The sequence below is a fragment of the Sphingobium sp. UBA5915 genome (genome assembly GCF_002431195.1).
Lineage (GTDB): Bacteria > Pseudomonadota > Alphaproteobacteria > Sphingomonadales > Sphingomonadaceae > Sphingobium > Sphingobium soli.
Window position 1 is genome coordinate 1 of sequence record NZ_DJDV01000095.1, and the last position, 9,359, is coordinate 9,359.

Here is a 9,359-nt window from a genome sequence, read left to right on the forward strand (position 1 = left end):
GTGCGAGCGGGCCGCCCTCCTCGCGGGCGGGCGCCTCCGGTTCGACGGCACGGTCAGCGAGGCGCGCGACAGCCTGCAACCGCAGGTGCGGCTGCGCACGCGGGCGACCGACGGGGCGTGGCGGCGCGCCCTGCCGCCCGATACGATGGCGCAGGAGGGGGCGTGGCATTTCGCTTTGCCGGCCGAGGGGATAGAGCCGCTGCTGCGCGCGCTGATCGACGACCGGGCGGGGATCGAGAGCCTGTCGATCGAGCGGCCGGGGCTGCACGACGCCTTCGTCGCGATCGCCGGCGAAGCGGTGGCGCGGCAGATGCGCGATGAAAAGGACAAGGAGGCGCGGGCATGATGGCATTGTGGCGCGCGGCATTCGTCATCGCCCGGCGCGATTTTACCGCGGTGGTATTGTCGCGCACCTTCATCCTGTTCCTGCTGGGGCCGTTGCTGCCGATCGTCATCGGCTTTGCCTTTGGCGGGCTGGGCGAGCGGATTTCGCGGTCGGACCTGCGGCCGGTGGTGGGCGTGGCGCTGGCCCCGGCGGAGACGGCGGCGATGCTGCGGGCGCAGCGGCGGCTGACCGAGCGGATGGGGGCGGATGCGCTGCCCCATATGCAAAAAGCGCCGCTGGTGCCCGATCCCCGCGCACAATTGGCACATCCCGATTCGCAGGTGGTGGCGATCCTGTCCGGTTCATTGGCGCGCCCGATGCTGACAGGAAAGCCGGAGGATCTGGACCGGTTGCAGGGCGACGTCAGCCTGCTGGCGACGGCTGCGCTGGCGGAGCGGACGCTGCGGTTCGTGCCGGTCGAGCGGCAGGAAGTCGCGACAAGTCTGGGCGCGCAGGCGCAGGCGCGGCTGCTGATCGGGCGGGCGGCGCAGGTGGTGATATTTTTCCTCACTATCTTGCTGGCGGGCATGATCCTGTCCAACCTGGTTGAGGAAAAGACGAACAAGATCATCGAGATATTGGCGGCCGCCGTGCCGATCGACGCGATATTCCTGGGCAAGCTGATGGCGATGCTGGCGATGAGCCTGGTGGGCATCGCCTTCTGGGGCGGGACGGCGTTCGCCATTTTCCTGGCGGCGGGCGGGCAGCCCGCCGGGCTGCCCGCGCCGGCGGTTGGATGGCCGATCTTCCTGGCGCTGGCGCTCGCCTATTTCACCATGGCCTATACGCTGCTGGGCTCGCTGTTCCTGGGGATCGGCGCGCAGGCCGCGACGGTGCGCGAGGTGCAGACGCTCAACATGCCGATCACCATGGGGCAGATGCTGATCTTCTTCTTCGCCAGCTATGCCGTCGATCATATGGGATCGCCGGCCGAGATCGCGGCGTGCATCTTCCCGTTCAGTTCGCCCTTCGCGATGATCGCGCGGGCGGGGCAGGATGCGGCGGTGTGGCCGCATCTGCTGGCGTTGCTATGGCAGGCGGCGTTCGTGGCGCTGATCATCCGGGTGGGCGTGCTGTTGTTCCGGCGGCATGTGATGCAGTCGGGCGGGCGCTGGTGGAAACAGCTGTTCAGGCCGGCGACAGGCTGATTGCGGTACGCCGTCGCCCATGGACAGACGGCATTTTCTGGGCGGCATCGCCAGTGGCGTGGGCGCGGTGGCGCTGTGGCAATTGTTGCCGGGCGAGGCGGAGGCGGCCTATGCCTATACGCTGACCGACGCGCAATGGCGCAAGAAGCTGAGCCCCTGGGCCTATAAGGTGTTGCGGCAGGAAGCGACCGAGCATCCCTATAGCAGTCCGCTCAATGACGAGCATCGCGCCGGCATCTTTGCTTGTGCGGGATGCGCGCAAAAGCTGTTCAGCAGCAAGACCAAGTTCGACAGCGGCACCGGTTGGCCCAGTTTCTGGGCGCCCTTGCCGCGCGCGGTGGGCACCCGTCGCGACTTCGCGCTGGGCTATCCGCGCACCGAGGTGCATTGCGCGCGCTGCGGCGGACATCTGGGCCATGTGTTCGATGATGGCCCCAAGCCCACGGGCAAGCGTTATTGCATGAACGGCGTGGCGCTCAGCTTCCAGCCCGCCTGATCCGCCAGACCCGCAGCGGTCCCTTACCCGGCAGCGATTCCAGCCAATCCGGCGCGCGGCCCTGCCGGACCATGGCGGCCAGACCCTCAGGGTTCTCGCGCGCGTAGGAGCGGAGTTCCGTCAGCGAATCGCATCCGACCAGATAGGTCGCGCCGCTGCCCGCGACGATGGATCGCGCCTGTTGCGGGTCGGCGACGAAGGCGCGGATGACTTCAGTCAGGCCCGCGACATTGCGGTGATGGGCAGTGGCTATGACGCTGTGGCGGGTGCGCAGCAATATGTCCGGCCCCATGTCGATTGGCGCAAACAGGGTGGCGGGCGGCAGGCGGTCGAGGCGCGCGAGGATGGATTGAGCGCGGCAGTCGGCGGCGGCGCTCTTGTCCTCGGCCGGGTGGTGGGAGGCAAGCGCGATCCAGGCGGCGCTCAGCCCCGCTGGCGATAGCAGCACCAGCGCTGCTGAACCAAGGACGCGGATGATCGCGCTGGGCGCGGCCTGCGCGCGGCGAAAGAGCAGGACGATCAGCCAGGCGATGCCCGGCAGCGCAAAGAGATGGGCGACCGACAGGGCGCGCATCACCAGCATCGCCACGAGCGTCGCGCCGACGATCAGCAGCGCCAGCGTCGCCCAGCGCGCCCGCGCCGCACCCGATGCGTGCCATGCCGCCAGCAGCGCGCCGGCAAGGCCTGTCATCGCGGGCAGCAGGATGGCGCCGCGCATGGCAAGATCCTGCGCCCAGATCGGCCGCCCTTCCATGACCTTGAGATACCAGAGGCGATAGGCGACCGGGCCGAGCGCCGCGAAAGGATCACCCGACAGGCAGGGGCCGCCGGTCATGAGGAAGGTCGCGACCGCTGCGCCGCCCGCCAGCGCGGCGACGATCAGCCGCCGCCTGGCGGTATCCAGGCCAATGAAGCGCCCGGCGAGCGCAGCGACGAGGGCCAGCGCGACGAGCGGCCAGACATAGGCGTAGGACAGCGCATCGCATTGCGTCGCCAGCAGCGCGCCCGGCCCGCGCAGCAGCGCCAGCAGGGTGGCGGCGGCAAGGCCGAGCGTCACCGCGAAGGCGATGAAGCCGGGCGCCTGAGCCCGGTCGATCCAGTGGCGCAGCGCGAACAGGCCGGCGAACAGTGCCGTATAAGGCAGCGCCTCGCTCGAAATTTGGAGCCATGTCGCCAGCGCGAGCGCGGCGATGACGCCGCCCCGCGCGGGCCGCCCGTCGAACGCGCCCATCAGCGCGACGCCGGCAAGCAGGATCTGCCAGCCATGATGGTCGATGCGCAGCGGCGCGAATTGCACCAGGATGCTAGGCGATGTCAGCAACAGGATGACGACGACCAGCGCCACGGCGCTGCCCGCGATTGGGCGCGCGGCGATGAAGGCGGCGGCGACAAGACCGCCCAGCAGTAGGAGCGGCACGGCGATGCAGGCGATGAGTTCGGCGCTCGCTGCCCCCAGCAGCGGCCGCAGGAGCAGGATGAGGCCCGCGATCGGCATGTCGACGATGCGCGACCAGTGCATCGGTCCGCCATGGGGCGGGTTCACCCGATGCTGGGACACATCGAAAAAGAATTGCCCGGCCAGCCAGTCGCGCACCTGCACCAGCCGCATCGCATCATCGGGATCGCGAAAGGCGAGCGCCGAGAAGCGGCCATGGGCCAGCCAGATCAGGACCACGCAGCACGTCAGCCAGGCGAGTCCTGCCCAGAGCGCGGCGCGGCGCAGGTCAGGCGCGGGCGAAGACGCCATATTTGCGAATCGCATAGACGGTGAGGAAGCTGACCGGGACGGACAGGAGCTTGGCGAGCGCGGGCGCGGTCCCGACAAGGCTGAGCGCGCCGACCATCGCCATGGTCATGCCCATGCCCAGCAGCGCGCTGGCGATGAAGGCGAGGCGCTGGCCATGCGATGGCCCTGCCCCGGTGTCGAAGACGAAGCGGACGCTGATCGCCCAATGGACCAGCAGGCCGCCGGCATAGCCGCCGCACGCCGCCGCGACCGGCGCCAGGCCCAGGCGGTCCAGCAGCAGGAACAGGGCGAAGTCGCTGGCGAGCGCGATGATGCTGGCCAGCAGATAGCGGGCGAACATCAGGCGCGCGACCGGCAGCACCGCCGCCCGGAGGCGGGGGGCCATGGAGTCAGGCCGCCTTGAGCCGGGCAGGGACGGCGCGGACGCTGGCAAGCGCGGCCTGCGCGTCGGCATCCTGTCCTTCGGCGCCAGCCTCATGATATTCGGCGTCCTCATTGACCTGCCACACATCATGGACGCGGCGGCCGGCGATGATGTTGCGCACCGTCAGCATCGCCGTCATCATCGCATGATCCTGATTGTTGTAGCGGTGCATGCCGTTGCGGCCGACCATGTGCAGCGTGGGATAACGCGCTTCCAGTTCGGTGCGCATCGCCAGCACATTGGCGGCATAGGCGTCGTCATAGACGGGATAGGCCTTTTCCTGACGCACCACCGCGCCGCCCACGACATCATCGGGGTTGCACAGGCCAAGCTGCGCCATTTCCTGTGTCGCCAGCGCGATCAGATCGGCATCGGTCGAGGACCAGAGGCCATCGCCTTCGAAACAGAAATATTCCAGGCCCACGCAGGCGAGCGTGGGATCGGGCACCATTTCGGGCGACCAGCTGCGGAAATTCTGGATCCGGCCCACCTGCACGCGCGGGTCATGGATATAGATCCAGTTGTCGGGAAAGATATCATCCCCCTTCACCATCAAAGCGACGGTCAGGAAGTCGCGATATTTAAGGTCCATCGCCTGCGGCAGCGTGGCGGGCAGCGGGTGGATGCGGCCCGCCAGTTCGCGCATCGGCGCGGAGGATATGACATGGCCGGCGCGGATGGTAACGTCGCCATCGGGACCATCGGCGATCAGCCGCCATGTGCCATGCGCCTGGTCTTCCTCCAGCCGCTTGAAGCTGTGCGCCATCAGCACCTGGTTGCCGCCCGCGACCACATAGTCGCGCGCCGCGTCCCACATCATGCCGGGGCCGAGGCGCGGGTAGCGGAAACTTTCCAGCAGCGTCTTGGTCGCCATGCCGTCATTGGGCGTCTTGTTGAGGCCAAGGCTGCGCTTGAGCCCGTCCTTGACCGCGCCCCAGAGCGACAGGCCCTTGATGCGCTGCGCCGCCCAGTCCGCCGACATTTCGTCGCACGGCATGCCCCAGACCTTTTCGGTGTAGGTCTTGAAGAAGATCGAGAACAGCTTGTGCCCGAAGGCATTGACGGTCCAGTCCTGAAAGGAGCGGATGTCGCGATTGGGGAAGAGTTTTGCCTTGGCGAAGCTCGCCATGCAGAGCGTCGAGCGCCAGATGCCCAGGTTCCGCAAAGCTTCGAACGCGCGCAGAGGGTAGCTATAATATTTGCCCTCATAATAAATGCGGCTCATGCGCGGGCGCTGAATGAAATCGTGCGGAAGAATCTCGTTCCACAGGTCGACCACCTGCTGCGACTTGGAAAAGAAGCGGTGGCCGCCAATGTCGAAGCGGAAGCCGTTCAGTTCGACCGTACGGCTGATGCCGCCGACATAGATCGGGTCCTTTTCGATCACGGCGACGCTATAGCCCTGCTTGGTCAGCAGGTAGGCGGCGGTCAGGCCGGCCGGGCCGGCCCCGATAATGGCAACATCCACCTTCTGATCGGTATGCGGCATGGCAGTCTGGTCCCCCGATGGTCTTCGTGCCGCCCGGAGTGAAGGAAATCTTCTAAGGAGTGGTTAATCGCCGGTAAGCATGGTGGCGCATGGGTGGGCCGCTCCTGACCGGCCGTCATGCCAAAGGGCCGCCCCGCGCGATGCGGAACGGCCCCCTGCAGTCCCCTTCGCGGGGGAAGGCTCCAGCGCGACCGGCGCGCTTTTGCGATCGCTCGATCAGCCCAGACGCTGGGTCAGGGTGCTGAGATCGCTGCGCGCGCCGTCGATCGCGGCACCATAGCAATTGCGATAATCGTCGGTCACGGGGATGACCGATCCATTGACGAAACCGCACACTTTCTTGGATGCGCGGATCAGGCGATAATCGGCGCGGCGCACATCGCCTGCGCTCGCGAGGTTCAGGTCGCTAAGCGAAACGGTCATCGACCGCGTTTCCGTGCCGCTAGTGCCATCGACGATCACGTCATTATTGGTGCTGCCGGCGCTGGCCATACCGGGCAGCGCAAGGGCCATCGTGGCGGCAAGGGCCGCCAGCGTCTTCATGCTCATCCTTGTCTCCTGTCGAACATGTTTCTTATCTTGTGCCCCACGTCTGACGTGGAAGTAGGGTCGCGCCTTAAATAGGCGCGGCAGGGCGGGTTGAAAAGAGGCCACTTGGCAAAAAGTGGCGGATTTGCGCGATTTTGCAGGTGCGAACAGGATGCGTTCGCACCTGCATGAGACTCAATGCCGGAAGTGACGCATGCCGGTGAAGACCATGGCGAGGCCCGCTTTGTCGGCGGCGGCGATCACCTCGTCGTCGCGGATCGAACCGCCCGGCTGGATCACGGCGGTCGCGCCGGCCTCGACCGCGGCCATCAGGCCGTCGGCGAAGGGGAAGAAGGCGTCGGAGGCGACGGCGGAGCCGATCGTGCGCGGCTCGCTCCAGCCAGCCTTTTCCGCCGCATCCTTCGCCTTCCACGCGGCGATGCGGGCAGATTCGAGGCGGTTCATCTGGCCCGCGCCGACGCCTGCCGTGCTGCCATCCCTGGCATAGACGATGGCGTTGGACTTCACATGCTTGGCCACGGTCCAGGCGAACAGGCAGTCCTTCAATTCCTGTTCGGTCGGCGCGCGCTGTGTCACGACCTTGAGCGCATCCTGGCTGACCTGGCCATTGTCGCGGCTTTGCACCAGCATGCCGCCCGCGATGCTCTTGACCTGAAGGCCCGGACGCGTCGGATCGGGCAGGTCGCCGGTCAGCAGAAGGCGGAGGTTCTTCTTTTTCGCGAAGATGGCGCGCGCATCTTCATCGGCGTCCGGGGCGGCGACGACTTCGGTGAAGATGCCGCTGATCGCTTCGGCGGTGGGGCCGTCAAGCGGACGGTTGACCGCGATGATGCCGCCAAAGGCCGAAACGCTGTCGCAGGCGAGCGCGGCTTCATAGGCTTCGATCAGCGTGTCGCCGGTGGCGACGCCGCAGGGGTTGGCGTGCTTGACGATGACGACGGTCGGCGGGCCGTCGCGAAATTCGCTGACCAGCTCCAGCGCGGCGTCGGCGTCGTTATAATTATTGTAGGAGAGTTCCTTGCCCTGGATCTGCTGCGCCTGGGCGATGCCGCGCGCGGTGGGGCCGACCGGCAGATAGAGGGCGGCGGATTGATGCGGGTTTTCGCCGTAGCGCAGCGTCGCGCCCAGCGTGCTCGACAGGCTGAGCGTTTCGGGGAAGGCGACACCCTGATCGGCGAAGGCGAACCAGCTGGCGATCATCGAATCATAAGCGGCGGTGGCGGCATACGCCTTGGCCGCGAGCATGCGGCGGAAGTCGTAGCTGGTCGCGCCACCCTTGTCGTCCATTTCGGCGATCAGCCGGGCATAGTCGGCCGGGTCGGTGACGATCGCAACGCTTTCATGATTCTTCGCGGCGGAGCGGACCATCGAGGGGCCGCCAATGTCGATATTCTCGATAATCTCCTCGCGCCCCGCGCCCTTGGCGACGGTGGCGGCGAAGGGATAGAGATTGACGACGACGAGGTCGATCGCGCCGATGTCATGCTCCTCCATCGACCCGACATGCTCCGGGTTGTTGCGCACGGCGAGCAGGCCGCCATGGACCTTGGGGTGCAGCGTCTTGACGCGGCCGTCCATCATCTCGGGAAAGCCGGTGAGGTCGGAAATATCCTTGACCGTCAGGCCCGCCTCACGCAGCGCCCTGGCCGTGCCGCCTGTCGACACCAGTTCGACGCCATGCTTTCCCAACGCCTGGCCCAATTCGATGAGGCCCGCCTTGTCCGACACGGACAGGAGGGCGCGCTTGATGGTGACGTCGGACATGAGGCAGGCTTTCTTATCGCAGGACAGGAAGAATGGGCCGTCCCTTAGGCCGGGTCGGCGGAAAAATACAGCCTTGGGATGCGGGTTCAGTCCTGCGGCGCGCTGGGCTGGCGCAGGCGGGGCAGCATGTGCGCGACATAGTCCGCCTTACCCAGCTCCACGCCCTGCGCGCGCAGGATGGCGTAAGCGGTCAGGACGTGGAAATAAAATTGGGGCAGCGCCCAGTCGCGCGCATAGCTGTCGGACGCCAGGTCGAAGATCATGCCATTGGGCAGGTCATGGGCAAGCGGGGCATCGCCGGCCCGGTCCAGCGCGTCTGCGGCCAGGCTGTCGAGCAGGACGAGGGTTTCGGCGATGCGCGCCCGCGCGTCCGCCATGGTGCCCGGCTGGTCGCCCGCCTGCCGCCCTTCGTCCAGCAACGCCATGACCCGGTCGGGCAGCGGCTCGTCGCGCAGGCGATGTGCGCCCTCCCACACTTGCACGCAGGCGAAGCGTACTTGTGTTGCGAGCGGGAACATGTCGGGCGCAAGCCGCGCAGACAGCAGCGTTTCCGCCTTGCCACCAGGCATCTGCACCTCGGCCTTGGCAAGCCAATCGGCCAGCGCGCCCAGCATCTGGCGCCAAGTGGGGACGAGCAGGTCGGTCAGGGTCATGCGGCGATGTCCTTGCAGGAGCGGGGAGCGAAGAAGTGAGACGGGGATGTTCAGCCCATCCGTTTGAACAGCCAGCCGATGCTGGAGCCGCCGGGCAGGGCTTCGCCGGTGACGACAAGCTGGCGGGTGGGATGGGGATGGCCGTCGCCATCGACCCACAGGCTGTCCTCGACACTGAGCAGGCCCGCGCCGGTGCGGAACTGCCAGAGCGCGCCTTGGTCGATGCGCAGCACGGCGGCCTGATTGTCGGCGGTCAGCGTGGGTTCGACGCCGGGCGCGAGGTGGAAGCGGACCTGTACCGGCTGGCGGCCTGGCTTGCGCCGGCGTTCAGCGGGGGTCAGCATATCTTCGCCCCGCACTTCGCGGCCATCGCCGCTCACCATCAGCAGGCGGCGATGGACATAGCCCATGCGCCGGACATAGCCGTCATGGCTGAGCTCCAGCCGGCTGCCATTGTCCATTTCCTGCCGGTTGAGCTCCACCTCGGTCACGCCCTTGCCCAGCGTGCCGCCGGGCAGCAGGGCGGTGGAGTTGCTGTCATTGAGCACCAGCGTGCTGTGCGCGGCGGTGGTGCGCAGCCCCTGCGCCAGATCGGCGGTGATCCACGCACCCTCCAGCCCTGCGCCGCCGCAATTGACGATGAGCCGCTGGCGCCCGTCGCTGATCTCGATCGCGCCGGTCGAGGCGCACCCCGCGTCGGCGAG

General features: G+C 67.1%; 9 protein-coding genes and 1 pseudogene. 3 read left to right on the top strand and 7 right to left on the bottom strand.

Features of this window, described 5'->3' with window-relative positions; genetic code table 11:
- The 3 genes and pseudogenes from B2V90_RS16625 to msrB form a co-directional block, all read left to right on the top strand.
- Positions 1–346: pseudogene (locus tag B2V90_RS16625) on the top strand (ABC transporter ATP-binding protein); the annotation flags it as partial.
- Positions 343–1,533, top strand: coding sequence for an ABC transporter permease (locus B2V90_RS16630; RefSeq protein WP_228222698.1), 1,191 nt, complete (start codon positions 343–345; stop codon positions 1,531–1,533). The pseudogene B2V90_RS16625 and the gene B2V90_RS16630, both read left to right, overlap by 4 nt.
- A gap of 19 nt (positions 1,534–1,552) precedes the next feature.
- Positions 1,553–2,029, top strand: coding sequence for a peptide-methionine (R)-S-oxide reductase MsrB (gene msrB, locus B2V90_RS16635; protein ID WP_228222699.1), 477 nt, complete (start codon positions 1,553–1,555; stop codon positions 2,027–2,029).
- Here msrB and B2V90_RS16640 read toward each other — a convergent pair.
- From B2V90_RS16640 to B2V90_RS16670, 7 genes are all read right to left on the bottom strand, one after another.
- Positions 2,010–3,776, bottom strand: a complete 1,767-nt coding sequence (locus tag B2V90_RS16640; RefSeq protein WP_228222700.1) for a hypothetical protein — start codon at positions 3,774–3,776, stop codon at positions 2,010–2,012. The genes msrB and B2V90_RS16640 overlap by 20 nt on opposite strands.
- Complete coding sequence (locus B2V90_RS16645) at positions 3,754–4,161, bottom strand: GtrA family protein (RefSeq protein ID WP_228222701.1); 408 nt, start codon at positions 4,159–4,161, stop codon at positions 3,754–3,756. The genes B2V90_RS16640 and B2V90_RS16645 overlap by 23 nt, the downstream gene beginning before the upstream one ends.
- A gap of 4 nt (positions 4,162–4,165) precedes the next feature.
- Positions 4,166–5,689 (bottom strand): NAD(P)/FAD-dependent oxidoreductase, encoded by a 1,524-nt coding sequence (locus tag B2V90_RS16650; RefSeq protein WP_228222702.1) that lies wholly within the window; start codon positions 5,687–5,689, stop codon positions 4,166–4,168.
- A gap of 216 nt (positions 5,690–5,905) precedes the next feature.
- Positions 5,906–6,238, bottom strand: a complete 333-nt coding sequence (locus B2V90_RS16655) for a UrcA family protein (RefSeq protein WP_009820384.1) — start codon at positions 6,236–6,238, stop codon at positions 5,906–5,908.
- A gap of 174 nt (positions 6,239–6,412) precedes the next feature.
- A complete protein-coding gene (purH, locus tag B2V90_RS16660; protein ID WP_228222703.1) occupies positions 6,413–8,002 on the bottom strand; it encodes a bifunctional phosphoribosylaminoimidazolecarboxamide formyltransferase/IMP cyclohydrolase in 1,590 nt (529 codons plus the stop codon).
- Positions 8,003–8,088: 86 nt separating this feature from the next.
- Positions 8,089–8,655 (bottom strand): DUF1993 domain-containing protein, encoded by a 567-nt coding sequence (locus B2V90_RS16665; protein WP_228222704.1) that lies wholly within the window; start codon positions 8,653–8,655, stop codon positions 8,089–8,091.
- Between the two features lie 50 nt (positions 8,656–8,705).
- On the bottom strand, positions 8,706–9,359 hold a 654-nt coding region (locus B2V90_RS16670; RefSeq protein WP_293922383.1), incomplete at its 5' end, for a heparinase II/III family protein.

Bases quoted from the DNA above. Each gene is read 5' to 3' on its own strand.
- B2V90_RS16630 (WP_228222698.1), top strand. From the start codon at position 343: ATGATGGCATTGTGGCGCGCGGCATTCGTCATCGCCCGGCGCGATTTT.
- msrB (WP_228222699.1), top strand. From the start codon at position 1,553: ATGGACAGACGGCATTTTCTGGGCGGCATCGCCAGTGGCGTGGGCGCG.
- B2V90_RS16640 (WP_228222700.1), bottom strand. From the start codon at position 3,776: ATGGCGTCTTCGCCCGCGCCTGACCTGCGCCGCGCCGCGCTCTGGGCA.
- B2V90_RS16645 (WP_228222701.1), bottom strand. From the start codon at position 4,161: ATGGCCCCCCGCCTCCGGGCGGCGGTGCTGCCGGTCGCGCGCCTGATG.
- B2V90_RS16650 (WP_228222702.1), bottom strand. From the start codon at position 5,689: ATGCCGCATACCGATCAGAAGGTGGATGTTGCCATTATCGGGGCCGGC.
- B2V90_RS16655 (WP_009820384.1), bottom strand. From the start codon at position 6,238: ATGAGCATGAAGACGCTGGCGGCCCTTGCCGCCACGATGGCCCTTGCG.
- purH (WP_228222703.1), bottom strand. From the start codon at position 8,002: ATGTCCGACGTCACCATCAAGCGCGCCCTCCTGTCCGTGTCGGACAAG.
- B2V90_RS16665 (WP_228222704.1), bottom strand. From the start codon at position 8,655: ATGACCCTGACCGACCTGCTCGTCCCCACTTGGCGCCAGATGCTGGGC.